The organism is Bacteroides hominis, from assembly GCF_033042785.2.
In the GTDB taxonomy this organism is placed as follows: Bacteria; Bacteroidota; Bacteroidia; order Bacteroidales; family Bacteroidaceae; genus Bacteroides; species Bacteroides hominis.
Genome location: NZ_CP178829.1, coordinates 4,976,938 through 4,999,772, shown reverse-complemented (window position 1 = coordinate 4,999,772; position 22,835 = coordinate 4,976,938). Strand labels below are relative to the sequence as shown.

20 protein-coding genes are annotated in these 22,835 nt (G+C 51.4%); 6 read left to right on the top strand and 14 right to left on the bottom strand.

Annotated elements, in window-relative coordinates; translation table 11 throughout:
* Nucleotides 1-8 precede the first annotated feature (8 nt).
* Together R3O62_RS21035 and R3O62_RS21030 are read left to right on the top strand one after the other, a co-directional pair.
* Nucleotides 9-1,655 carry an efflux RND transporter periplasmic adaptor subunit gene (locus R3O62_RS21035; protein WP_188520802.1) on the top strand — a complete coding sequence of 549 codons (1,647 nt, stop codon included), beginning with the start codon at nt 9-11 and terminating at the stop codon, nt 1,653-1,655.
* 323 nt (nt 1,656-1,978) lie between these two features.
* A complete protein-coding gene (locus R3O62_RS21030; RefSeq protein ID WP_186992998.1) occupies nt 1,979-2,761 on the top strand; it encodes a sensor histidine kinase in 783 nt (260 codons plus the stop codon).
* A 340-nt stretch (nt 2,762-3,101) separates the two neighbouring features.
* On the opposite strand, the gene R3O62_RS21025 is transcribed toward R3O62_RS21030, so the two are convergent.
* The 3 genes from R3O62_RS21025 to R3O62_RS21015 form a co-directional block, all read right to left on the bottom strand.
* Nucleotides 3,102-3,932, bottom strand: coding sequence for a fimbrillin family protein (locus R3O62_RS21025; protein ID WP_269109865.1), 831 nt, complete (start codon nt 3,930-3,932; stop codon nt 3,102-3,104).
* 228 nt (nt 3,933-4,160) lie between these two features.
* Entirely contained in the window at nt 4,161-5,036 is an 876-nt protein-coding gene (locus R3O62_RS21020; protein ID WP_269109864.1) for a fimbrillin family protein, read from the bottom strand.
* A gap of 196 nt (nt 5,037-5,232) precedes the next feature.
* Nucleotides 5,233-6,117 (bottom strand): hypothetical protein, encoded by an 885-nt coding sequence (locus tag R3O62_RS21015; protein WP_269109863.1) that lies wholly within the window; start codon nt 6,115-6,117, stop codon nt 5,233-5,235.
* A 128-nt stretch (nt 6,118-6,245) separates the two neighbouring features.
* Here R3O62_RS21015 and R3O62_RS21010 point away from each other — a divergent pair, with 128 nt between their 5' ends.
* Entirely contained in the window at nt 6,246-6,932 is a 687-nt protein-coding gene (locus R3O62_RS21010) for an HAD family hydrolase (protein WP_015083751.1), read from the top strand.
* A gap of 9 nt (nt 6,933-6,941) precedes the next feature.
* On the opposite strand, the gene R3O62_RS21005 is transcribed toward R3O62_RS21010, so the two are convergent.
* The 6 genes from R3O62_RS21005 to R3O62_RS20980 all read right to left on the bottom strand — a co-directional run bounded on the left by R3O62_RS21005 (nt 6,942) and on the right by R3O62_RS20980 (nt 10,506).
* Nucleotides 6,942-7,268: a DMT family transporter gene (locus tag R3O62_RS21005; protein WP_005780971.1), complete on the bottom strand. Its 327-nt coding sequence runs from the start codon at nt 7,266-7,268 to the stop codon at nt 6,942-6,944.
* A 226-nt stretch (nt 7,269-7,494) separates the two neighbouring features.
* A complete protein-coding gene (locus tag R3O62_RS21000) occupies nt 7,495-8,244 on the bottom strand; it encodes a subclass B1 metallo-beta-lactamase CfiA/CcrA (protein ID WP_005808062.1) in 750 nt (249 codons plus the stop codon).
* 151 nt (nt 8,245-8,395) lie between these two features.
* Nucleotides 8,396-9,028 carry a CatB-related O-acetyltransferase gene (locus tag R3O62_RS20995; RefSeq protein ID WP_005808058.1) on the bottom strand — a complete coding sequence of 211 codons (633 nt, stop codon included), beginning with the start codon at nt 9,026-9,028 and terminating at the stop codon, nt 8,396-8,398.
* Entirely contained in the window at nt 9,025-9,471 is a 447-nt protein-coding gene (locus tag R3O62_RS20990) for a GNAT family N-acetyltransferase (RefSeq protein WP_269109862.1), read from the bottom strand. Before R3O62_RS20990 ends, R3O62_RS20995 begins: the two co-directional genes overlap by 4 nt.
* Before the next feature lie 246 nt (nt 9,472-9,717).
* Nucleotides 9,718-9,993 carry a hypothetical protein gene (locus R3O62_RS20985; protein WP_005780965.1) on the bottom strand — a complete coding sequence of 92 codons (276 nt, stop codon included), beginning with the start codon at nt 9,991-9,993 and terminating at the stop codon, nt 9,718-9,720.
* A 255-nt stretch (nt 9,994-10,248) separates the two neighbouring features.
* Nucleotides 10,249-10,506 carry a hypothetical protein gene (locus R3O62_RS20980; RefSeq protein ID WP_022011586.1) on the bottom strand — a complete coding sequence of 86 codons (258 nt, stop codon included), beginning with the start codon at nt 10,504-10,506 and terminating at the stop codon, nt 10,249-10,251.
* 151 nt (nt 10,507-10,657) lie between these two features.
* On the opposite strand from R3O62_RS20980, the gene R3O62_RS20975 reads away from it, so the two are divergent.
* Nucleotides 10,658-11,653 (top strand): hypothetical protein, encoded by a 996-nt coding sequence (locus tag R3O62_RS20975; protein ID WP_032539508.1) that lies wholly within the window; start codon nt 10,658-10,660, stop codon nt 11,651-11,653.
* 29 nt (nt 11,654-11,682) lie between these two features.
* Here R3O62_RS20975 and R3O62_RS20970 read toward each other — a convergent pair whose 3' ends face one another.
* Together R3O62_RS20970 and R3O62_RS20965 are read right to left on the bottom strand one after the other, a co-directional pair.
* A complete protein-coding gene (locus tag R3O62_RS20970; protein ID WP_317472478.1) occupies nt 11,683-12,639 on the bottom strand; it encodes a homocysteine S-methyltransferase family protein in 957 nt (318 codons plus the stop codon).
* Between the two features lie 128 nt (nt 12,640-12,767).
* The gene (locus R3O62_RS20965; protein WP_317472477.1) at nt 12,768-13,796 is read right to left on the bottom strand and encodes an N-acetylmuramoyl-L-alanine amidase; all 1,029 of its coding nucleotides are present in this window, start codon (nt 13,794-13,796) and stop codon (nt 12,768-12,770) included.
* Between the two features lie 170 nt (nt 13,797-13,966).
* On the opposite strand from R3O62_RS20965, the gene R3O62_RS20960 reads away from it, so the two are divergent.
* On the top strand, nt 13,967-15,247 hold the full coding sequence (locus R3O62_RS20960) for an O-acetylhomoserine aminocarboxypropyltransferase/cysteine synthase family protein (RefSeq protein WP_005782776.1): 1,281 nt from the start codon (nt 13,967-13,969) through the stop codon (nt 15,245-15,247).
* 284 nt (nt 15,248-15,531) lie between these two features.
* Here the strand turns inward: R3O62_RS20960 and R3O62_RS20955 are convergent, their stop codons facing one another.
* The 3 genes from R3O62_RS20955 to R3O62_RS20945 all read right to left on the bottom strand — a co-directional run bounded on the left by R3O62_RS20955 (nt 15,532) and on the right by R3O62_RS20945 (nt 21,600).
* Nucleotides 15,532-16,905 (bottom strand): TolC family protein, encoded by a 1,374-nt coding sequence (locus R3O62_RS20955; protein ID WP_188520962.1) that lies wholly within the window; start codon nt 16,903-16,905, stop codon nt 15,532-15,534.
* 310 nt (nt 16,906-17,215) lie between these two features.
* A complete protein-coding gene (locus R3O62_RS20950) occupies nt 17,216-20,425 on the bottom strand; it encodes an efflux RND transporter permease subunit (protein ID WP_188520963.1) in 3,210 nt (1,069 codons plus the stop codon).
* A gap of 77 nt (nt 20,426-20,502) precedes the next feature.
* Nucleotides 20,503-21,600: an efflux RND transporter periplasmic adaptor subunit gene (locus R3O62_RS20945; RefSeq protein ID WP_317472543.1), complete on the bottom strand. Its 1,098-nt coding sequence runs from the start codon at nt 21,598-21,600 to the stop codon at nt 20,503-20,505.
* Between the two features lie 160 nt (nt 21,601-21,760).
* Here R3O62_RS20945 and R3O62_RS20940 point away from each other — a divergent pair, with 160 nt between their 5' ends.
* Nucleotides 21,761-22,612: a helix-turn-helix domain-containing protein gene (locus tag R3O62_RS20940; protein ID WP_005782765.1), complete on the top strand. Its 852-nt coding sequence runs from the start codon at nt 21,761-21,763 to the stop codon at nt 22,610-22,612.
* Nucleotides 22,613-22,835: the final 223 nt, after the last annotated feature.

The following is a 22,835-nucleotide window of genomic DNA, read 5'->3' as shown; positions in this document are numbered from 1 at the left end:
ATAACCATATGAAAAAGATATCAGATATTCTTCGTAAAAAGCAAGTACTTTATCCATTGATAGCCTTTGCCGGCTTTATCTTGGGGTGGCTTTTGTTCAGTCCTTCCTCTTCATCGGGAACTACCGAAGGGATACTGTCTGAACCTCCTATTCACGACACTCACGGATCATCCCATGACCTTGTACAGGACGAATCCGGTGTCTGGACCTGTTCCATGCATCCTCAGATTCGTCAGGATAAACCGGGTAAATGTCCTATCTGCGGTATGGATCTGATCCCTCTCAAGAAGAATGTAGCCTCCGGAAGTGATGACGCTATCGATCCCAATGCCATTCGGATGTCCGAAGAGGCTATGGCACTTGCTGATGTCCAGACCACCCGTGTCAGCCGGAGTAATCCTGTGAAACAGGTTCGTTTGTACGGTAAGATTATTCCTGACGAACGTAGTCTTCAGTCACAGACTGCTTATGTTGGCGGGCGTATCGAGCGACTTAATATTGAGTTTACCGGTGAGACTGTACGTGCAGGACAAACCCTTGCAACTCTCTATTCGCCTGAGTTATTTACTGCCCAGCAGGAATTACTTGAGGCCATCCACATGCAGCAACCTGCCCTTGTGCAGGCTGCGCGTGAGAAACTTCGTCTTTGGAATCTGACAGATGCCCAGATCGATGCCATCCGCGATTCCGGTCAGGCATCTCCTATGGTAGAAATCAAATCTAATACGAGTGGTATCGTCATAGCCAAGCGTATCAATCAGGGGGACTATGTTTCACAAGGCAGTGTACTTTTTGACATAGCTAATCTCTCCCGTGTATGGGCTGTTTTCGATGCTTTTGAGGCAGACCTTCCGTTCCTTACCAAGGGGGACCTCGTGGAATTCACTCTTTCTGCTTTTCCCGGTAAGAAGTTTTCCGGTCGCATCTCCTTCATAGATCCTATCATCAATGCTACCACCCGTACTGCCCGTGTTCGCGTGGATGTAGCTAATTCCGCTCAGGAGATGAAACCTGAAATGTATGCCACTGCCCGGGTTTCTGCCCCTTTGAAAGGTTATAAAGATCAGATTATTGTTCCCCAAACTGCCATTCTCTGGACTGGTAAGCGTGCTGTGGTCTATGTACGTCAGCCTGGTACGGATATTCCCACCTTCCTGATGCGTGAGATAACTCTTGGTCCTTCCCTTGGTGGAGCCTATGTGGTTCTCGATGGACTTTCTGATGGTGAAGAGATTGTTACTAACGGAGTTTTCTCTATTGATGCCAGTGCGCAGCTTGAGGGCAAACGCTCCATGATGAATGAGAACGGTTCGGGTACTGCTCCGATGGTCGGACATGGAGGACATAATATGTCTGGTACGCATGACAGTCATGCCGGCTCTCAGAACAATGAGCATACTATGTTCACTGTTCATGGTTCCTGCGGTATGTGCAAGGAGCGTATTGAAACAGCTGCTAAACGTGTTCCCGGTGTCCGGACGGCAGACTGGGATCAGGAAAAACAAATGATTCACTTACAGTTTGATCCATCTAAAACCTCTGCAGATGCCGTAGCCAAAGCTATTGCTAAAGTTGGTCATGATACCGATAAATACAAAGCCGATAAGGCTGTTTATGATACCTTGCCCGGTTGCTGTAAGTACCGGGATAAGTGATACTCTCTTAAAGTAAAGAACGGATGGGGCTGTGTCGAAAGTCTTTTCACCACGGATTGCACGGATTTTCACAGATTATCAATATGGATAATTAATGACTTGAAATTCACTCTGTGTCATTCTGTGGTGAGTTTCGACACACACCCATTCTTTTTATAGGATGCTTTTAACTTAATATATGCCGAACTTTTTCTTTTCCCAATTGTTGTAATCCAGCAAACATCTTCCAGATGTAGTACTATGCAATTGATCGGATAATAGACCTATATAATAGATTTAATTATAAAACAACTCAAAACCATCTTATTCATAATCATTACGGAATGACGAAAAAACATCGGAAAGAGAGCCTTGATGCCCTTTTTAGGGAGAAGGTATTACTGGAAATGCTGAAAGTGGCAGGGGTCGGTATGTGGACGTACAGTACCGAAACGGGGAAATTGCGTTACATTGGATTTGCCGATACGATACACCGGCACGACGAATTACAGTATGTGGATCCATTGGATTATCTGAAACTGATGAATGGGGAAGATGCACAAATAGTCACTCAATTTATGGCTGCCCTCCATGCCGGACGTCCTCCTCAGGAGGGTATTCGCTATAAAGTGCATGGTAATGGAGAGGACTTCTATCTCGAAAATCATGTCGTGACCTGCCAACCGCTCGGCAACGGGTTTTATTACCTCAAAGGATATGTCAAGAATATTACCGCACAGGTGATGGAGATGAATCGACTGCATATCGGGAAAGAACGTACCGAACAGGCGGATCGGTTGCGTTCCGCTTTTTTTTCCCATGTCAGCCGGGAACTTCGGGGACCTCTTCAGGCGATGGAAGAGCTTGCGTCGCGGATGGTGAATGCCGGAAGCCGGGAAGAACGGGAAGAGTGCTTCCGACAGATACAGGAGAGTAAACGGGCGGCTATGAAGATGGCCGATGCGTTGCATATGGTATCACAACTTCCCGCCAGTACGTATGAACCTTATCATTCACCTATGCGGCTCTGCCTGATGTATCGCGACTTGCTGGCGGAAAACGGTTGTATCCACAACTCCGAAGACGGGGAGCAGGAGGCTAACTTTCTGTCGTTGCTCTTCTCGTAATGAAAAGGACACAAAAAGCTTTGGAGAATGAAGGACTGACTTCTTTTCAGGGTTGTTCTGAACTTTTTTTACCACAGAGTAACATAGAGTCTCACAAAGAAACTTTTCTTTCTTACATATCCGGATAAGTAGTAAATTAGAATTCTGTGCCTTCTGTTGTGAAATCGTATTGCTTGACTCCCCACAGGGTACATAGAGGCTTTCTTTCTCTTGCTTGACTATACTGATAAAAACTCTGTGAGATTCCGTGTTACTCTATGGTGAATTGGATTCTAATCGTTGGGATATAAAAAGTCTTGGAGAATGAAACGCAAACTTCCTTTCAGGGTTGCTCTGCTTCTTACAGACTAATCGTATAAATCACTCCCGGCTGGAAAGTGCCGGAAGTGGGCTTCACCAGGTACGTTCGTTTTAGCAGCGAAAGCAATAGGACGACTTCCACCTTATAACTTGCCACGCCGGCGGGAACCATCACGGCATCGGTCACTGACCCCAATAGAGGAATAGTCAGTGCAATGTCTGTTACGGAGCTGTCATAAGTGACAGCTCCGTTGCCGATGTTAAGCGTTCCTTTATTGGATACGCCTACCAGTTTGATGCTGGACAGCGAACCCAGGAGGGAAGTGTTCAGCCGGAGTTGGGTCAGCACATGGTTGAACGTGAGGCTGACGGGCGAAGTGCTGGTGCTTCCCGTGGGAGTGCTGACGGCATACATCACATCCTCCGCACCTGTCAGTGTGAAATGGTAGGTGGGGGCGATGCCGTTGTCCGGTGCGGTGATGTAATTGTTGCCGGTGGTTGCCGTTGTCGTTGTGCGGGGATAGTAACCGTAGAAGATGACCCGCTTTCCTCCCAACGGATAATAAAGCTTGGGGTTGAAGGAGATCTGGTTGCCGCTGATGCCACTGGGTGTCAGGTTTAAGGCGAAAGGCGTGGGTGTCCAGGGATATTGCCCGGCAGTACTTCCTTCCCTGACTGCGTAAATGCCGACACTCGACAGATTGGAAGCGTCGATCGTGGTGACAGGTGCCCGTGTGGGCAGTTTTTCTTCCGCGATTGCCATCCGTATGGGCACGGGTTCTTCAGGTGGCAGACAGTCGTCTGCTACTCCGTAGCTGCACCCTTGCGAGAGCAGCATCCAACCCATCAGAGTGAGGAGAGCCCGTTTCATCGTCCTTTCTTTTTTGGCGTGGCACAGATTGCGTAGACAGGTATATTCTACAGTCTCCTGTGTAAATTCTTATGTCCTGCAAGGCTTCGGCTGTACGGTTCAGGTATGCTTTACATTCACGTGCGTAAACGCTTATATCCTGCAAGGCTTCGGCTGTACCGTTCAGGCATGCTCCACAGTCTCCTGCGTAAACCTTATACTGTGCAATCTGTGTATTATGAAAGTATATTATTGTAACGAGGATGATCCTTGTCCTCCTACCTGCCAGGCTGTTACGCTGATGGCGGCTGTGATTTCTTTAGGCGTGAAGGTCAGCGTAATCAGGTGCGACTTTCCGGCCTCGGTGGTTATGGAGATGGCAGTTTCGGGATAGGTCACTCCGTCGCTTGTGGTAACGGCAACTGACAGGGCTTCACCGCTTTTCACCATCGGATAATTGCTTACCGTTGCCCCGGCCGTTGTGATGGGGAAGGTTCCCGAAAGCGTAAGATCTTTGGTGGTGTACGTCATGGCGGCCGTATTCAGGTCCAACGTGGCAGGTGCCTTCTGTTGTTTGATTACGAGGCTGGTCACGTTGACGCCCGATGCGGGATATCCCGTGCCGGATACGAACTTGAACTGCAATTGCGTCAGCAGGTGGTTGAAGATGAACGACAAGGGGGTGGCAGTCGCTTTTGTTCCGGAAGCCTGGGCGGTGATCATCACATCCTCTGTTCCGTCGGCTGCGAGTGTCACGCTCTTTCCTGCGAGTGTCCCTGCCGGATAGTAACCTTTGATATAGATGGTCGAACTATTCACCGGGTAATAACGTGCCGGACTGAAAGAGAGCGCAGACGTCGGTGTGGGGGAGGCTACGAATGTCACGGTAGAGTTCCATGCGTTCGTCGTATAGTCTCCATCGGTAGTGGATGCCACGAACGAGGCTGTAATGTTATCATTCGTCGACACCGGTGCACGGGTTGCCACGCCCAGGATGCCGGCATTTAATTTGATCTCCGTGGCATTTTCTTCAGGCTGGGGATTTACGGTGGTGCAGTCATCCTCCGAGGAGCAGCCCGACAGGGCCATCGCGCAAGCTATTACAGCAAACATTAACTTTTTCATACTTCTGTTGTTTTAGGTTATCACACATTAGAATTTACTATTTAGAAATTAAACATCTAAGATAATGCGGTAATAACAAAAGAGGTAGGGGTTGGTTCTCGAAATTGGCACAAGATAATTGAAGACAGGCCGGAAAGGTATATATCCGGTTCATCGCTCTTAGCGTCCGGAGCGATGCGGGTATGAATCCCATTGTTTATCGTTGGGTCAGATACACCGATCCATCCAGATTCTTGTACTTTGCGTCTTTGTAGATCTCTTCCAGCCATGCGGCATATTTTTGGATTACCGCATTCGATTCTTCAGACAGGTTCGCTCCTAAAATGCCGCTCCCCAATACGCCCGGGTTGCTTTCTGCGATGTCTTCCTTTATCATCTTCAGGGTCAGTTCTACTCCTGTCGCGTTTCTGATACCCGCTTCCGGTAAGCTTTGGGCGATTAATTCCTCCAGATGCCGTTTATCCTTCAACGTCATGTAGCCGTACCAAAGGAAACACCGCATCCCTGCCTTGGCTGCTTCTATGAACACATCCAGATAAGTACGGCTATTTCTGCCGGGCTTGTCTATCTCGTAAAGATCGATGTGGAGGAACGACGATGCGGGGAGGGAAGAAAGCAGTTCAAGAGTCCCCTCGATGGAATCACGATTGAACAAGTTTATGCATTCTTTCAATCCCTTTGTGGCGGCATACTGGCTTACGTTCTCCAAGGGAGCCGATTCGATATCGAAGAAAATATAGCGTGCCGTATCTCCTAAGATATTCATTGCCAGTCCGGGTGAGCCGATGTAGCGGTTTGCCTGCATTGCTTCGCTCTCTTGCTGATAATAGGCCGATCGGCGGAGCGCCCCTTTGGGGTGATGGTATTCAGCACGCTCGGGCATACATTCTTTTTCTGCGGCTCCGACTTTCTTCAGAAAGTGGTAGATGCCGTACTCCTGTTCGGGCGTTCTTTCCAAGGTGTATTGCGCGCAGGCAGCATTGGTTTCTATGTAGACCTGCGGCTTTTCGATGCGTAGCAGTTCACACAAAAGGAGATGTTTCAGCACATCCGCCTGCTTTCCGAAGTGTGTATAAGTCATGTCTTTCTCGTTAAGAGGTTATTCATAAGTTCGGTTGCAATATTCGTTAAATGTGGGGAGAAATGCAAGCCTTTGACCGTTTATTCGTTTTATAAGCGTATTTTTGCAGGGATTAAAAAAAGAGAGACATGCAGGAGATAAAAGTGATCGCATTCGATGCGGACGATACGTTATGGGACAACCAGGTGTTTTACGACGAGGTGGAAAGTGAGTTCTGCCGGTTGCTGAGTGAATATGGAACGGCGGAAGAGGTCTCCTCCCGCCTGTTCGACATAGAGATGGAGAATATGGATATCTATAAATATGGCGCTAAGCCGTTTACCCTTTCGATGGTGGAGGCAGCCGTGACGATCAGCCGCAACCGAGTGCCGGCCGAAGTGATCGGACGCATTGTGGAGATGGGGAAAGAGCTGTTGGAGATGCCCATCCGGCTGCTCGGCGGGGTGACGGAAGCGCTCGAAACCTTGAAAGACGATTATAAACTGGTCGTGGCAACCAAAGGCGATCTGCTCGATCAGGAACGGAAGCTACAGCGTTCGGGCATTGCCCATTACTTTGACCATACGGAGATTATGACCGACAAAGCGCCGGAGGATTATCAGCGGTTGATCTCTTCACTGGACGTCGCTCCGCAATCCTTCCTGATGGTGGGCAATTCGTTGAAATCGGATGTGCTCCCGGTTCTGTCATTGGGTGGGCAGGCCATTCACGTACCGGCTGAGGCGATGTGGAAACACGAGGAGATTCATCCGTCGGGGAAGGAGTATCTGATGATCCGTTCGTTGGCGGAATTGCCGGAGGTGCTGAGGGGATGAACTTCCCCCTCAATGCGAAACCATCTTCAGCCCGATTATTGAACTGATCAGCATCACTATAAAGAAGAGCCTCCAAAAACTGGCGGGTTCCCTGAACACAAGGATACCTACGAGCACCGTACCCACAGCGCCTATCCCTGTCCACACGGCATAAGCTGTGCCGATGGGCAGATTCTGGGTGGCTTTCACCAGTAGTAGCATACTTATAAAAGTTGCGATCAGGAATCCGGTGAACCACAGGTACATTTCCGTTCCGGTTGTTTCTTTCACTTTCCCCATGCAGAAAGTGAACAGCACCTCAAAGCATCCGGCAATCGTTAGGATAATCCAATTCATATCGTTTGTTTTTTGATGGCAAAGATCGCTAATAATCGGGAAGAAACGCTTAACAATTGATAAAAAAAGACTTAACCGTGCTACGCCGTAGATGAAACAAGGATCTGTTGTGTTGTTCAATTGATATTTTTATGTCTCGTTTGTGGCCAGCGTTACATTCTGTGGACGAGATAAAAGTTCTCGCCTCTTCGTTCATAGAATACCGGGTAGATGCCTACAATTCGGGCTATGGCTTTGAGGTGCTTTCTATATATTGGTTCACGATCTGCTTGGTATGCTCTATCAGTTCGGTTCCGCCATAGTCGCCATGTCCGGGCACGACGTAGCGGGCCGAGGGGAACTTGGCTTTTACCTTATCGAGAGTTTTCGGCCATGCCGTCACGTCTGCGTCCGAGATGTTGCCGATGCTTGTCGCCTGGTTGTCTTTAAGCATACATCCGCCAAAAAGGATATTCTCTGTCGGCAGCCAAACCACGATATTGTCGGTCGCATGCCCGCCTCCTAAATAATAGCATTGGAGAGGCATGCCGTCCAAGCTGACGGTCAGTGAATCGGTGAATCCATGTTCCGGTACGGGCAACCCTTTTTCCTTGGCGAGGTCTATCGTCATCTGGTTCGCGTATGATTGGACACCTTTCCTTTGCAGGTAACCCAGTCCGCCAATACAATCGCCGTGCCAGTGGTTCGGGATAAACGTGGTGACTTTGGCATGCAAAGAGTCTGTCACCCAGTTGACCAGCATTTCCGTTTGTGCGTCATTGATCGGTGTGTCCAGCAACGCTGCCTGGTGGTTGTTGATAACAATCATCCCGTTGGAAGGTACCATACCCCATCCTTCGATTTCGGCGAGGGATACATAAGTGTACACTTTGTCCGAGAGTTGGGTGATACTGATGTCATCGGATATTTTTACGCTTTTCTGTGCCATAACTGCGACAGGGAAAAGCATGGAGATAAGGATAAATACTGTTTTCATTTTATTCTTTTATATGCTGTATTCAAACTAACATTTATATCTTATGGTTGTTTTTCCGATGGTGGGAAAGTTTGGTAATGATACTTCTTTTTATAAGTTCGTGTGCCGTCTGGATACTGTTTCTTTTTCTTTCTTTTATGATCTCTAAGCATTATCCGGCCACAGCCGCAAGCCCCTCTATATCTCCTTTCATAATGGCAGGCAGGGCTTGGCGGATCTTCTCAACTTCCCAGTCCCACCATCGTAAGCTTTGCAACCGGAGGATGGTCTCCCGGTCGAAACGCGGACGTATTTCTTTTGCCGGAGTGCCGCCTACAATTGTATAAGGAGGCACGTCTTTGGTTACGACTGCCCGGGAAGCGATGATGGCTCCGTCGCCGATGTGTACGCCTGCCATGATGACGGCTTCATAACCGATCCAGACATCGTTGCCGATGACGATGTCCCCCTTGTTGTCCCAGGCGGAAGCGACATCTTTCTTGTCCAAATCCCACTCCTCGAAAAAGAGGGGGAAGGTGTAGCCCGACAATGATTTCAGACTGTGGTTAGCACTGTTGAAAAGGAACTTAGCTCCACAGGCGATGGAACAAAACTTGCCGATTATCAGGCGGTCTCCGTTGATCGGGTAGTGATACAGCACATTGTTCTTTTCGAACAGGGTAGGGTCGTTGACAAAATCGTTATATATGGTATAGTCCCCAACCGTGATGTTAGGATTCCGGATGACCGTATTCAGATAGATCGTTTGGGAGTCATTGGTACGTGGATAAGTTTTTGCGTTCATGATTTTAGTTCTGATTTATATTCCATAGGTGTAAACCGGATGCCGTTCTCGGTTTTCTCTCCGGTGACGGCGGTGAAGCCCAGACTGCGATAAATCCCGACGGCGTAGGGAGAAGAGTTGACGGTAATCGTCTCTGCGTGCCCGCTTCGTATCGCAGTCTCGAACAGCCGCTTGCCGATGCCTCGCTGCTGATACGTTTTGCGCACAAAAAAGAGGGAAATGTGACTGCCGGAACTGCGGAGAGCGATCATTCCTGCAAGTATGTTGCCATCGAAAGCACCGTATACTTCCAATTCTCCCACCATTTCTGTGTTGTCGATAAAACTTCGGAAATGATCTGTCCCTTCCTGCGGATAGTCCGGTCCTTCAAATTCGATAAATACTTCCCAGGCAAGGTCCATCGCCATCCTTTTTTCTGATTGAGCTAACTTTCTGATTTCCATTTCTTTTGTGCTTTGTAAAGTCAAGGTGCAACAAAAGTACAAATAAATCCGTGATTCGAAAGAACTTCTTTACTTTTGTGCCGTACAACAAGAATACATCCATAAAACAAACCCTGCTCCCCGCACAAAGGATATGAAAGAAGAAATAAGAAAGTTACTTGCCGGAAAAATACTTATGGTAAAACCAAGCGGGGATATGATACGGTGGATTGTAACCGATGCCGGACCATTTATCCCATGCGACTGTTAAAAGATCCACCAGAGCAGGAGTGCCAGTACTGCCAACACAGCCAGAAAGATCAGTGTGGAGCGGAGATAGTATTGCGTTTCCGCCTTTTCTTTTTCCCGGGTGGCTTTTTCTATCTTTTCCAGCTCCTCAACAGTAATATTCGGATTCTGAAGCGTTCCTTTCCGGTACATTTTACCTTGGAGGTCCTTCATCCGTTCCCGGCGCAAAGTAAGCAGATCCCTGTTTTCCTTATTGCGCCTGATCATATCAAAAACAAATCCCGAGAAGCTCATATACAGCAGTTTTTATTAGTGAATTAGCATTACGAATACAAAAATAGAAAATAATTCGGGATTCTCTTTGCTTATTCGTAACCTATTGCTTTTTAGCCCTTTTAAAATTTTACTGTCTTTTTAAATCTTGCTGTCTTTTTAAGGATTGGCTGTCTTTTAGCCCTATTACCTTTTTAATTTAAGCTCTCTTGCTTTTTAAATCTCCTGCTTCTACTGCTTATCATTCTTTAATACCCAAATCTCTGTTGTCTCCTGTCATTTCTCCGCCCATTCCAGAATGGTCGGACTCTTTACATTCACCCCGAACAGGTGTGCTTTGGCGAGAATATTCCGTGCCAATTGCGCTTTATATTCTTCGGGTGCATACCTGAAATAAGCTTCTGCCGCACGTACATGCGCAGCGTCATGGATAGGAAACTCCCTCAACTCAGGAATACCGAACTCAGAAGTATCTAACTCTTTACGTTCATTGCTCGTCAGTTTATCGGACGGCTTTCGGATGAAATTGGACATAATAATAAGGATTTGATGTTAAACTTAGAGATAGTAACAAAAAAGAGAGGATTATGATTACATAGAGGTCGGGATTTACGGTTAATTTACTATGTCTGCAACCGTTAACTCTGAAAATCACTATCTTTGCGGTTCTTTATTAGACTTCATTATGGACAAAGCGAAAAAGATCAGATACGTTTTCTCTGCCTTCATGGTTATTCTGATGGTAGGCCTGGCGGAATGGGCAGGGGAGAAAGAAATTATTTTTCCGGAGATGGCAGCACTCACTATAGGGATGTGGGTGATTGATAAGAGAGTTTGGAAAGTCAGGCGTTGGCAAATAATATGGATGATGACGGCAGGAGCCGTTGCAGGAGTTTGTATCGTGCGTTATTCTCCTTTGCCGTTGCTCTGCAATTTATGTATGGCTTTTACCTTTGCTGCCTGTTGCCTGATGTTCAGCCGGACCACATTGATCCCATTGATTTCGGCTTGCATGCTGCCTGTGTTGCTGCATACTGAGACATGGATCTATCCGACAGCCGTATTTTTCCTTACCGTGATTCTTGTCAGCGGGCAGAGACTTATGGAAAAAGCTGGTTTGCGTAAAGAAACCAATTATGCCGTACCGGAGCGTGAGTGGAAAAAAGAGAGTTGTCGTTGGGGAGCTTTGCTGTTTTTTGTTTCTCTGGTCGCTGCCTTTTCGCTTTTCTGCGGATATGCTTATTTCATTATTCCTCCGTTGATTGTCACCTTTACCGAGATTGTCAATTCCAAAGCGGGCTTCAGAAACCGTCCCATGCAGGTGTTTCTGTTTTTGGTGACCGGAGCCAGTCTGGGTACTGCCTTTCAGATCGTCGGACACTCTTATTTGCATTTGCCCGAAACAATTGTCGCCTTGTCTGTCATCTGTTGTTTGTTTGCCATCTTCGAATGGACCGGAAAGTATTTTGCCCCTGCCGGTGCGTTGGCACTGATACCGTTGATTATCCCACAGGAGGGAATACGTTGGTTACCTTTGCAGGCTGCCATAGGTGCCGCTTTGTTTATTACTATTGGCATGCTTGTCTTTCAGCAGTGTTATAAATGGAGCAAGGCTCAGTTAGTGTTTTGCTTTACACCTACCCTGTTGCGGAGGTATCTGAACCGCAGAAGGAAGGGGTGATGGGGGTATTGCAGGCCCGGTACGGACAATTATCGCCCCATCTTGTCACGGCGGCAAGCCAGCATTTCGGCAAAACGACGCATATGTTGCTGGTTAGTGCCGCAGCAGCCCCCGCAGATTTTTAACGGGAAATCCCACAAAAGTGTCATCAGCCTGTCTGCCAGTTCTTCCGGCGGAGAGGAAATCAGATGCTCACACCCGTTCAGTTCTTCCGGACTGAGGTTGGCCGCATTGGCCTGGATACCTTGGAAGCGCTGACGCACCAGAGGAGTGTCATTCCGGGGATGGAGCAATGCCTGATGCAGGATATCGGGGTGTATACAGTTGGCCATATAACATAGAGGCCGGGTGGAAGTCTCCTTTTCGATAGCATCAATGGCGTCATGGATAAAGGTTCCGTCTATCAGGCGTCCGTCACGGCATACCATAAAACTGATAATATAAGGTAACCCGGTTGCCGCCATGGCATTGGCCATTCCGATGGCTTCTGTCAGCTGAGGCATGATGCCGGCAAACAGATAGTCTACTCCTGCCTCCGCCATCGTGCGGATTGCCGGAAAATGAAATTCCATCGCTTCTTCAACGGACAGGCAATAACGGCCGTCGTACGCGTCGCCGCGGCATCCGGCTAACCCACCGATGTAAACCGGAATGGAAGTTCCGGTGCGGAACCTGGAAAGGAAAGATACGTTATCTGCCAATACATTCTTATGCCGGTAGTCCGATTCTGCGATTTGTTCCATATTGGCTCTGCGGGTAGGAGTCATCAGCATCAGCGGCAGGCGGAAGTCTGCGGCAATTTGCAGATACTGGCGATAGATTTCCGCCAGTGTCTCACGGTAAGAGTCATTGTAAATCAGGGCGGCATGGACGATATGTTTGTCCAATGGGATCTGGAATTCGTGACGCAAACGTTCTACAATAGCGCCTTCGGTGAGAATGAAAGGAGAAGTCCGGAATGATTCTACAAAAGATAGCTGATCCATAAGAATGACTTTAGAAGTTTTACTTTACATCCGGAGACAAATATAGGATTAATCAGCTCATTCCGGTTATCTGTTCCTGCTGTGTTCACATCCTTTTGTAATCTTTCAGAAAAACAAGAGACTCGGCTTTATTTATAGTCCTTTATAAACCCTTCCATCAACCATTTGGCAAGTGCCTGCCGATTGGAAGGGATCACCAGACGACGCTGGTCGAGAGTATTCTGGATGTTACCCAGTTCAACGAATACAGAGGCGGGTGTGGTGTGTGCCAGAACATACAGGTTGCGTCCGCTTACGGTGCCCGAGAAGCCACGGTTGGGCTGGTGCTTGCCGTATTTGGATTCGAAAGTTGCTTTCATATTCCTGGCGAGACGTTTGCTTTCGGCCTTGCGGTTGGAGTGATAGAAAAAGACGTCGGTTTGGGTGCCTTTGCTGCGGCTGTCTACATGGATGAAGATGGCCCGGCAGTACTTGAATTTCTTGCGATCCTTCCGGTAGAGGGTGTTGATTTTATCGCAACGCTGCTGAAGGCGTTGTACCTGGTTCAGAGGGATGGGAGAGCCCATGCAGGTTTCCCGTTTGCTGTTGGACAGGTAGGCCTCGTCGCGGATACCGTCTTTGGCATCCTGAATGATGATGCGTACCTCGGCACCTTCCTGCATCAGGTTGCGTGCCAGGCGCAGGGCGATGTCATAGGCATATTCGTCTTCGTGAAGTTCGTGTTTACCAACACGGCCTATGGCACCGGGGTCGGGGCCGCCGTGTCCGCTGACCACATAGAAACAGGCACCGGCAAGGCGGTCGGAGGTTACCTTGACGTTAGCCAGCCATTTCCCGAACAGCGGTTCGTTGACTTCCGTACGTTTGGGCCGGCGTGCAGACCCCGTTTCGGATGCTTTCTCAGGAGTGGTGTCCGATGCCTTTTTGACGGGAGGAATCAGATAAGTGACACCCATCTTCAGAGTTCTGCTTTTGCCTAATCGGGTTTTGTTGAGTTCGATAAAGTCATCATAATATTTCTTTGGAGCACGGTTGTGGCGCAGGAGGAAGGAAGAGATTCCCTCACCGGATTTAGGAGTGGCTTTCTGCTGTGCCCATAAAGTAGGGGCAGTAAATAAGGAACAGAAGAACAGGAGAAGACAGAGTTTCCTTTTCATATTGCTACGTATAAAAGATGCAGGCTTGGCTGCTGTACCTAATTGTTTGACTTCTATGGTGAATTTTTGCTTTTTCGCCCGCAAAGATAGCCTTTTAAACCAATAATTTTCTCTACTTTTGCGTCGATATAACTTTTTTAAGGCAATATAATCGTAAACTCAATAACATTATGGCAAAACAATTCAAGCCCGAAACCCTGTGTGTACAAGCAGGATGGACTCCGAAAAAGGGCGAGCCGCGCGTGCTGCCCATCTATCAAAGTACTACTTTTAAATACGAAACCAGTGAGCAGATGGCCCGTCTGTTCGATCTTGAAGAGAGCGGTTACTTCTATACCCGCCTGCAAAATCCGACGAACGATGCCGTAGCTGCCAAGATTGCCGCCCTTGAAGGAGGTGTGGGAGCCATGCTGACTTCCAGCGGCCAGGCTGCCAATTTCTATGCCATATTCAATATCTGCCAGGCAGGCGATCACTTCGTCTGTTCGTCGGCCATCTATGGCGGAACGTTCAACCTCTTTGGGGTGACAATGAAAAAACTGGGCATCGACGTCACATTCGTCAGCCCCGATGCCGATGAAGAAGAGATTTCGGCTGCTTTCCGCCCGAACACGAAAGCGCTGTTTGGTGAGACAATCTCCAATCCGTCGCTCGAAGTGCTCGACATTGAGAAGTTTGCCCGCATTGCCCACAGCCACGGAGTGCCCCTGATCGTTGATAATACCTTCCCGACACCGATCAACTGCCGTCCGTTCGAATGGGGAGCGGATATCGTGGTGCACTCTACCACCAAGTATATGGACGGGCACGCCACCAGCGTAGGCGGCTGTATCGTGGACAGCGGAAACTTTGATTGGGAAGCCCATGCCGATAAGTTCCCGGGACTTTGCACACCGGATGAATCGTATCACGGACTGACTTATACAAAGGCTTTCGGCAAGGGTGCCTACATGACCAAGGCAACCGCTCAACTGATGCGTGACCTGGGCAGTATACAGAGTCCGCAGAATGCCTTCTTGCTGAATTTGGGTCTGGAGACGCTGCACCTGCGTATGCCCCAGCACTGCGGCAATGCACAGAAGGTGGCCGAATACCTTGCACAGAACGATAAAGTGGCTTGGGTGAACTATTGCGGTCTTCCGGGTAATAAATACTACGAACTGGCGCAGAAGTACATGCCGAATGGCTCTTGCGGCGTGATCTCTTTCGGGTTGAAAGGCGGACGCGAGTTGTCCATCAAGTTCATGGACTCGTTGAAACTGGCCGCCATCGTCACCCATGTGGCCGATGCGCGTACCTGCGTGCTCCATCCCGCCAGCCATACGCACCGGCAGCTGACAGACGAGCAGTTGATCGAAGCCGGTGTCCGTCCGGACCTGATCCGTCTGTCCGTAGGAATCGAAAATGCGGATGACATTATAGCGGATATCGAACAGGCACTGAACGCATAACCCCCTTCCCTCGTCTTTTTTTACATCCTGTTTTATCTCTGTCCGATGAAGCAGGATGTTTTGTTTCTTCTTCTCTTTCCTTTTTACTGCTTCCTCACTTTCTTTATCGGGTCTTTACAAACATTCTTATCTCGGGACAACGGTACTGAGATGAAAATGTTTGCAAAGGGAGTATAAAGAAAAGAGGGTTACCATAAAATGGCACAGAGTAGCACAGAGTGGATGTCAAGTCGTTGGTTATCGGCTTGACTCCCTCTGTGCTACTCTGTGGTGAGTTCCTCTTTTTAACTCCTCTCTCTTCCTCCCCCCAATGCCTGATACAAGGTGATGACCCCCTGGATTTCAGTAAACCGGTTGGCCACTTGCGAGAGTTGCGCATTGAGCAACGTCTGCTGTGCGGTGAGCACTTCCAGATAAGTCGTGTTGCCATGCTTCATCAGCAGTTGTGTGCTGCGGGCGGCGTTTTCGAGGGAAGCCACCTGCTTCTCGAAGTAGTTTGCCTTGTCCCGTGCCGTCTGATATTGCACCAGGGCATTGTTGACCTCGCTTCCGGCGTTGAGCAACGTCTGTTCGAAGCTGAGGCGTGCCTCCTCCTGTTGCGCTTTGGCTATGCGGAGCTGGGCGATGTTCGCTCCTCGGTTGAACAAAGGCTGCGTCAGCGAGGCCACGGCGGTGGCAAGGAACTTGCCCGGGTTGACGATCATCGCACCTGCCGAGTTTGTCCAGCCGGCGCTGCCGCTCAGCGTGATCGAGGGGTAGAAGGCGGAACGGGCGGCGTTGGTAGTGTAGAATGCCTGTGCCAACGACTGTTCGGCACTGCGCACGTCGGGGCGGTTGGCAAGCATCTGCAAGGGCACGCCCACCGAAAGGTTCTCCGGCAGGCGCTGCTCGGCGAGGCGTCCGCGGGGAAGGGTGCGGGGGACGTCGGCAAGGAGGAGCGAAAGGGCGTTCTCCACCTGGTTGAGCTGTTCGCGCAGGTCGAGCAGGGTGGTACATATATTGTAGTATGTGGCCTCAGTCTGCGAGAGGGCGGCTTCGGTCACCATTCCGGCAGCTTTCATGGCGCGGGTGGTGGCGACGCTCTCTTTCCAGGCGGCTTCGGTGGCGGTGGAGATCTCGATCTGGGCGTCGAGCATCAGCAACGTATAGTAGTTGTTGGCGACGGCGGCAATCAGTTGCGTCTGTACCGCCTGTTCATAATCACGGCTCTGCGCCACGACAGCTTGTGCACGCCGCTTGGCGTTCGTCAGCCGGCCGAAGATGTCGATCTCCCAACTGGCGCTGACGGGCAGTGAGTAGGTTTGCGAGGCTTTCCCGCCGTCGAAGCTGCTGGCCGTTCCCTGCGGAGAGAGGGAGAAGGCGGGCAGATAGGAGAGTCGGGCGGAGAGCAAGGTGGCTTCGGCCTCTTTCACACGGAGGTGGGCCGTACGCAGGTCGGTGTTGCGCACGAGGGCGGTGTCGATCAGCGTGCGGAGGCAAGGATCGGTGAAGACCTCCTGCCAGGGGAGGCTGCCGAGGTTGGAGGCGGAGTCGGAAGGATTCGCGCCTTCTTGGCCGTAAAGGCCGTCGGGAACCTCGGTAGCGGGTTTGTATTTGGAGTAAATGCCGCAACTGCTGAGTGCCAGCGTGGCGGCAAGGGATATGATTAACTTTTTCATGATTGCTTGTTTTATGGGAGCCTTCCTCCCCCGGGTTCCTCCGGTGGAAGAGGAGGGGAGGGGGCTGCTAATGATAAATAGGGTTGAACGGGGGAAGAACTCTTTTCACCACAGAGTAACACAGAGTATCACAGAGTGATATGGAGTGGTACGGAGTCATACAGAGCGATACGAAGTAAAGTATCGCGGAGTAGTACAGAGTATCACCGGGTAGAGTATCACCGGGTGAATCTTGCTCTTTTGATCATTCATACCAATAACCTGTCTTCCTCTGTGTCACTCTGTGTTCCTCTGTGGTGAAAAGAACCCTTTATTCCTTCAAAGCCCCTCCTTTCGCTTCCTTCTTTTCCCGGTCGCTCACTGCGATCTCTTCCTCGATCTGCCAGTCGTGCGTCGGTTCGGCCTGTATCGGACGAATGCGTTCCTGCAACCACTGGAAAGCGATGAAGAGCGACGGCACGATGAACAGCAGTGCCAGCGTACCGATGACCATACCGCCCACGGCGCCCGTTCCCAACGAACGGTTACCGTTTGCCCCTACGCCACTCGCCACCATCAGCGGGAACAACCCGAAGATCATCGTCAGTGCCGTCATCAATATCGGGCGCAAACGGGCTTTTGCGGCGCTCAGCGCGGAGGCTATCAGCCCCATGCCCGCTTTGCGGCGTTCGGCGGCATACTCGGTGAGCAGGATGGCCGTCTTGGCCAGCAGACCGATCAGCATAATCAGTCCCGTTTGCAGGTAGATGTTGTTCTCCAGACCGAACAGGCGGGCGAAGAGGAACGAACCCATCAGTCCGCATGGCACGCTCAGGAGTACCGCGAAGGGGATCAGGAAGCTCTCGTAGAGCGCGCTCAGAATCAGGTAGATCATCAGGAAGCAGATGCCGAAGATGATCGCCGTCGTGCCGCTCTGCTCCGTCTCCTCACGGGTGATGCCTCCGTAGTCGTAGCCGTAGCCCTTGGGCAGGGCGGTGGAGGCTGTCTCCTGTACGGCACGGATGGCGTCACCCGTACTGTAACCGTCCGCCGGCATGGCGTTCACGGCGATGGAGTTGTACATGTTGAAGCGGCTCAGCGACTCGGCTCCGTACGTGCGGGTCAGCGTCACGAACTGGCTCAGAGGCGCCATCTCGCCGTTCGACATCCGCACGAAGGTGTTGCCCAGCGAAGCTTCGTCGAGGCGGTATTGCGGGTCGGATTGGATCATCACCTTATATACTTTCGAGAAGCGGTTGAAGTTGGACACGTACTGCCCGCCGTAGTAGCCCGAGAGGGTGCTCAACACCTGGTCGGGGGTGATGCCCGAGCGCTTGCATTTCGACGGATCTATCTCAACCAGCCATTGCGGGTAGCGGACGTCGAACGTGGAGTAGGCCATGGCGATCTCCGGACGCTGGTTCAGCGCGCCCAGATACTGCTGCGTGGTCTGGAAGAAGGTGTTCACGTCGCCTCCCGTCTTGTCCTGCATGTGCAGTTCGAGGGCGTTACCCATACCGTAGCCGGGGATCATTCCCGGTGAGATGGCAAATACGGTGGCGTCCTTGATGTCGCCCGTCCGTCCGTATACCTGGCCGATGACCGACTGCACGTTGTCTTCCTTTCCGGGGCGTTCGTCCCACGGTTTCAGTTTCAGGATCAACATACCGAACGAGCTTCCCTGGCCCGCCAGCAGTCCGTAGCCCGCCACTTTCTGCACGTGTTCCACTTGCGGGATCTGTTCCATGCGCTGCTCGATGCGCTTCATCACCTCGTCCGTCGTGCGCAGCGAACTGCCGGCGGCGGTGCTGACGTTGACAAACACCACGCCCTGGTCTTCGTCGGGCACGAGGCTGGTCTTCGTCGTATTCATCAGCACCACCAGCAGGGCGATACTTGCCACGAGGAGTCCGCCCGTCAGCCAACGGTGCTTGATGAAGAAGAGCACGATGCCCTTGTAACGGTCTATCACCACGTCGAACGCCGCGTTGAACGCTTTGCGGAAGCGGGCGGCGAAGTTCTGCTTCTGCGTGCCGTCCTCGTTGATGTACGGTTTCAGCAGCAGCGCGCAGAGGGCGGGGCTCAGTGTCAGGGCGTTCACGGCGGAGATGCCTACCGCTACGGCCATCGTCAGTCCGAACTGCGTGTAGAACGTCCCCGATGTGCCGGACATGAACGATACGGGGATGAACACCGCCATGAATACCAGCGACGAGGTGATGACGGCGTTCGAAATGCCTTTCATGGCGTCGATGCTCGCCATGTAGGACGATTTGTAGCCCACGTCGAACCGTGCCTGCACGGCCTCGACCACCACGATGGCGTCGTCCACCACCGTACCGATGACCAGTACCAGCGCGAACAGCGTGATCAGGTTGATACTGAATCCCGCCATCGCCATGAAGGCGAACGTACCGACGAGCGACACGATGATGCCCACCAGCGGGATCAGTGTCGAGCGGATGTCCTGCAAGAAGATGTATACGACGAGGATCACGAGCAGGATGGCTTCGAGCAGCGTCTTCACCACCTCGTGGATGGAGGCGTAGAGGAAGTCGTTGCTGGACATCAGTTGCGTCAGTTCCACTCCGCGGGGGAGGTCTTTGCGCGCCTCTTCAAGGAAGTCGTTGATGCGGTTGTTCACCTCCGTAGCGTTGGAGCCTGCAGTCTGGAAGAGCATGCACGAGATACCGTTGTGTCCGTCCGTCGTTCCGCTGTAGGCGTAGCTTTCCTGTCCTAACTCGATGGTGGCGATGTCCTTCAGTTTCAGCACCTGCCCGTCGTCGGTGGAGCGGATCACGATCTCGCCGAACTCCTCCGGGGTGATGCGGCGGCCTTTGTACTTCATGGTGTATTGGTACGTCTCGTCGGAGTTCTCGCCGAACGATCCGGTGGCAGACTCGATGTTCTGTTCCGCCAGCACCGCCGAAACGTCCGAGGGGATCAGGCGGTATTGCGCCATCACGTCCGGTTTCATCCAGATGCGCAGGCTGTAGTCGCCTCCCATGATCATCATGTCGCCCACGCCCGAGATGCGGAGAATCTCCGGCTTGAGGTTGATACTGATGTAGTTGGCCAGGAAAGCCTCGTCGTAAGAGTCGTCCGGGCTGTGGAGCGAGAACATTTGCAGGATACTCGTCTGCCGCTTCGAGGTGGTGACACCCACCTGGTTCACCTCCGAGGGGAGCTGTCCCGTGGCTTTGGAGACCCGGTTCTGCACGTTCACCGCCGCCATGTCCGGGTCGGTTCCCTGTTTAAAGTAGACAGTGATGGAGACCGTTCCGGCGTTGGTGGCGCTGGAGGTCATATACGTCATGTCCTCCACTCCGTTGATGGCCTCTTCGAGCGGGGCGATGACACTCTTTTGCAACGTCTCCGCGCTGGCTCCGAAGTAGCTGGTGGAGACCATGATGGTTGGCGGGGCGATATCCGGGTATTGTTCGACGGGCAACGTAAACAGTCCGATGATCCCGACCACGACGATGGTGATGGAGATAACGGCCGATAGGACGGGCCGTTCGATGAATGTTCGTAAGTTCATAATTATAGGGTTATATGTTTCCTTTGTGCCACTCTGTGGTGAGCCTTGTTCTTTGTTTTATTGCATACGATGAGCGTTCACCGTTCCTCGTTCACCGCTTTGATCTCCGTTCCTTCCCGGAGCAGTCCGACGCCTTCGGCCACGATCACGTCACCGGTCTGTAGCCCGCTCTCCACGATGTACTCCTGTCCGCCGTTGACGCGCGTCACCTGTACCGGAGCCGATTGCGCCTTGCCGTCCACTACCTTATATACAAATACCTTGTCCTGTACTTCGAATGTGGCCGCTTGCGGAATCACCAGCGCTCCCGTCTTCTCCGTCGGCACGATCACGTTTCCGGCGCCGCCGCTATGCAGCAGCCCTTCCCGGTTGGGAAACACCGCCCGCAGGCTCACCGTTCCCGTCGTGCGGTCTATCACCCCGCTGATCGTCTCGATCCGTCCCGCCTGCGGATAGTCCGAACGGTCGTTCAGTTGCAGGCCGATTTCCGGCATCTGTTTCAAGGCTTCCTCCTTCGATCCGTAACGGCGGATCAGTCCTAAGAGCTGGTTCTCCGTCATTGAGAAGTAGACGTACATGTCCGAGTTGTCCGAAACGGTAGTCAGCGGTTCCGGCAGGCTGGCGCTCACCAGTGCTCCCACCCGGTAGGGCAGCGTGCCCACTACTCCGTCCGCCGGACTCTTCACCAGCGTATACGATAAGTTGTTGCGTGCGTTCACCTCCTGTGCCTTCATCTGCGCCAGTTGCGCCTGCGCTGCCAGGAGGGAGTTCTTTGCCGTGCTCAGGTCGAAGGCGGACACTACGTTCTGCCTGTACAATTCCTGCTTGCTGTCATACGTCAGTTGTGCTGTGGCCAGCGACGCCTTTGCCGCCTCCACGTTTGCCAGGGCAGTCTGCAAGGCAGCTTCGTAAGGCACTTGGTCGATGACGAACAGCGACTGTCCCCGTTTCACCCGTTCCCCCTCGCTGACACACACCTGCGTCAGCGTGCCGCCTACCTGCGGATAGATCTCGATGTCTTGTCGTCCGCGTATCGTTGCCGAATACGTACTCGATAGCGTCCGGTCGGCAGGCGCGAGGGTCATCACTTTGTATCCCGACTCCACGTTTGCCTGCGGTGCTTGCTTGCATCCCCCGACGGCCAGACAGCAGGCCAGTATCACGGCCTGTTTCACTTTCAATCATAGTTCCTATTTAATTTTGTCGCGGCAAAGGTAGAGCGTTTTCCCCTTCGGCAGCTTTTCATACCCGCCCCACTATTGTTCATAATCGGAACAACTTTTCGCCTAATTCACTAAAAAGACCTACCTTTGCAGGCGAAATAAAGAACACGATATGGAAAAAAGTAATCCGCTCACTCTCACTCTCGACCAGCCCTTCGTGGCAGGAACCGACGACTTCGCCCCTTTCTACAACCGGTTGCACAAGCTCAACTGTGCCATCATTCTCTACTGCCGCAGCGGTCATGCCACGCTTGCCATCGACCTGAAGAAATACGAGATCACCCCCAATACCCAGGTTGTCCTCCTGCCCGGCTCCGTCATCACCCTTGAAGAGAAGAGCGAAGACCTGCAGATCTCCTTTTTCGCCTCCCACATCGAGATGTTCCGTGAAGCCTGCATCCGCTTCGAACCCTCCTTCTTCCGCTTCCTCAAGGAGAAGCCCTGCTATACGCTCCCTCCCGAATTTACCGCCCCCATCAATGGTCTTCTGCACGCCACCGGCGCCATCTTCGCCGACACCGACCACCGCTTCCGCAACCAGATAGCCCGCAACCACCTGCAAAGCTTCCTGCTCGATGTATACGACAAAGTGCACCGCCTTTTCACCCATAAAGAGATCGAAGGCGGCAACCGTCCGAACGAGCTTTTTCATAAGTTCGTCACCTTGGTGCACGAGCATTGTTGTTCGCAGCGCGACGTTGTGTTCTACGCTGACCGTCTCTGCATTTCTACCAAATACCTGACGAGCATCTGCCGCTCCCTTATGGGCGGCTCAGCCAAAAAAGTGATTGATGATTTCACGGCCTTGGAGATCAAAGTCCTCCTCCAGTCCACCGATCTCAGTATCCAGGAGATAGCCGACCGCCTGAGCTTCCCCGACCAATCTTATCTTGGCCGGTATTTCAAACGTCACGAAGGGGTTTCGCCGATGGAGTACAGGGCGAGGTTGGCGGGTATAAAATAGGAGTTCTCTGGGAAATGCGTAGTTGCGACATCCGTCCCGGTAATCTTGATAATCAGCAGATTGTATTTACCTATATTTTTCTTTCAATGTAAAACCGTTTACCCCGGCACGTAAAGCCATTTACCCCGGCACGTAAAACCGTTTACCCCGGCACGTAAAACCATTTACCCCGGTACGTAAAACCGGTTATCCCGGCACGTAAATGAAGTCGGCATTTAAGGTA

What these genes read in the sequence shown, in the direction of transcription:
- R3O62_RS21035 (WP_188520802.1), top strand. Translation starts at nt 9, where the DNA reads ATGAAAAAGATATCAGATATTCTTCGTAAAAAGCAAGTACTTTATCCA.
- R3O62_RS21030 (WP_186992998.1), top strand. Translation starts at nt 1,979, where the DNA reads ATGACGAAAAAACATCGGAAAGAGAGCCTTGATGCCCTTTTTAGGGAG.
- R3O62_RS21025 (WP_269109865.1), bottom strand. Translation starts at nt 3,932, where the DNA reads ATGAAACGGGCTCTCCTCACTCTGATGGGTTGGATGCTGCTCTCGCAA.
- R3O62_RS21020 (WP_269109864.1), bottom strand. Translation starts at nt 5,036, where the DNA reads ATGAAAAAGTTAATGTTTGCTGTAATAGCTTGCGCGATGGCCCTGTCG.
- R3O62_RS21015 (WP_269109863.1), bottom strand. Translation starts at nt 6,117, where the DNA reads ATGACTTATACACACTTCGGAAAGCAGGCGGATGTGCTGAAACATCTC.
- R3O62_RS21010 (WP_015083751.1), top strand. Translation starts at nt 6,246, where the DNA reads ATGCAGGAGATAAAAGTGATCGCATTCGATGCGGACGATACGTTATGG.
- R3O62_RS21005 (WP_005780971.1), bottom strand. Translation starts at nt 7,268, where the DNA reads ATGAATTGGATTATCCTAACGATTGCCGGATGCTTTGAGGTGCTGTTC.
- R3O62_RS21000 (WP_005808062.1), bottom strand. Translation starts at nt 8,244, where the DNA reads ATGAAAACAGTATTTATCCTTATCTCCATGCTTTTCCCTGTCGCAGTT.
- R3O62_RS20995 (WP_005808058.1), bottom strand. Translation starts at nt 9,028, where the DNA reads ATGAACGCAAAAACTTATCCACGTACCAATGACTCCCAAACGATCTAT.
- R3O62_RS20990 (WP_269109862.1), bottom strand. Translation starts at nt 9,471, where the DNA reads ATGGAAATCAGAAAGTTAGCTCAATCAGAAAAAAGGATGGCGATGGAC.
- R3O62_RS20985 (WP_005780965.1), bottom strand. Translation starts at nt 9,993, where the DNA reads ATGAGCTTCTCGGGATTTGTTTTTGATATGATCAGGCGCAATAAGGAA.
- R3O62_RS20980 (WP_022011586.1), bottom strand. Translation starts at nt 10,506, where the DNA reads ATGTCCAATTTCATCCGAAAGCCGTCCGATAAACTGACGAGCAATGAA.
- R3O62_RS20975 (WP_032539508.1), top strand. Translation starts at nt 10,658, where the DNA reads ATGGACAAAGCGAAAAAGATCAGATACGTTTTCTCTGCCTTCATGGTT.
- R3O62_RS20970 (WP_317472478.1), bottom strand. Translation starts at nt 12,639, where the DNA reads ATGGATCAGCTATCTTTTGTAGAATCATTCCGGACTTCTCCTTTCATT.
- R3O62_RS20965 (WP_317472477.1), bottom strand. Translation starts at nt 13,796, where the DNA reads ATGAAAAGGAAACTCTGTCTTCTCCTGTTCTTCTGTTCCTTATTTACT.
- R3O62_RS20960 (WP_005782776.1), top strand. Translation starts at nt 13,967, where the DNA reads ATGGCAAAACAATTCAAGCCCGAAACCCTGTGTGTACAAGCAGGATGG.
- R3O62_RS20955 (WP_188520962.1), bottom strand. Translation starts at nt 16,905, where the DNA reads ATGAAAAAGTTAATCATATCCCTTGCCGCCACGCTGGCACTCAGCAGT.
- R3O62_RS20950 (WP_188520963.1), bottom strand. Translation starts at nt 20,425, where the DNA reads ATGAACTTACGAACATTCATCGAACGGCCCGTCCTATCGGCCGTTATC.
- R3O62_RS20940 (WP_005782765.1), top strand. Translation starts at nt 21,761, where the DNA reads ATGGAAAAAAGTAATCCGCTCACTCTCACTCTCGACCAGCCCTTCGTG.